This is a genomic window from Xenorhabdus vietnamensis (assembly GCF_002127535.1).
Taxonomy (GTDB): domain Bacteria; phylum Pseudomonadota; class Gammaproteobacteria; order Enterobacterales; family Enterobacteriaceae; genus Xenorhabdus; species Xenorhabdus vietnamensis.
In genome coordinates this window covers 1-920 of sequence record NZ_MUBJ01000102.1, presented here as the reverse complement: position 1 = coordinate 920, position 920 = coordinate 1, and the positions used below count along the sequence as shown (strand labels likewise).

Annotated in this window: 1 protein-coding gene; it reads right to left on the bottom strand. The window is 54.1% G+C overall.

Going from position 1 to position 920, the window contains the following annotated elements; all coding sequences use genetic code 11:
• Positions 1 to 920 (bottom strand): phage portal protein (locus Xvie_RS20380; protein WP_139838935.1); only part of this gene is annotated, 920 nt, incomplete at both ends.

Here is a 920-nt window from a genome sequence, read left to right as displayed (position 1 = left end):
TTTTCTGCCGCCTCCATTTCCAGCGTGGACAATCCGGCATCCATTCCCAAAATCGCCCCCTTCTTCTCCGCCACCGGGTCCACCCAGCCGCGACCGGGTCCCATCCAGCGCGCACGGCAGTAAGCCGCCTTCGCATCCAGAAAGTCAGGGGCGTTGTTTGGCAGGGGTAGATTTTCGATATCGTGGATCTCCTCTACAAATGCAGAGGCAATGGGTTGAGCAAAGCCAATGGCAAAATCATCACGGCGGCGCGTCAGGGTTTTCCATGCCTCCAGCATCGCGGCACGGGCTGAACTGTAGTTCACATCAGACCAGTCCTGTGTTACTTGTTGTGTTGAAAGTCCGGTCGCGGCGGCGATATTTCGCAGTACCGCGCTTTCAAATCCATCAAAGTTACTGGTGGGGCGCGTGGCTGAAATCGTGACGATTTTTTCATTCGGGAATAAATGAGGAATACGGGCACCATTTTGTAAGTTCAGGCGCTTGTCTTCATAATATTCCGCACGCTGTGTTTGATATGCGCTGAGTTCGTCACCACTGATATCACCGGTGTCACCGAGGGCGGATGCCACCATCTGTGAATCATAGGGTGACTCAATATAGGCACCGAAAATCGCATTCAGGATCGCCGCTTCCAACTCACTTTGATCATATTTAATCAGCATTTTCAGCCGCTGAACAATCGGGGCCAGTATGCCCATCCCGCGATGCTGAGCGCCGCGCTCGTGGTCAAAATCATGCACCACTATCGGCCGCCCCCAGTCAGTTTCACGCCGGATACGTTGCCATGTCATGGTTTTCCTGCCCGACCACCAGTCACCGATATGGGCCTCACGGATGTGATACGCCGTCGGCGCACCGTCACTGTCTATCTCAACACCGCCGCGAACAGACTCTAAATCAAAACGTTCCTGTGGGTT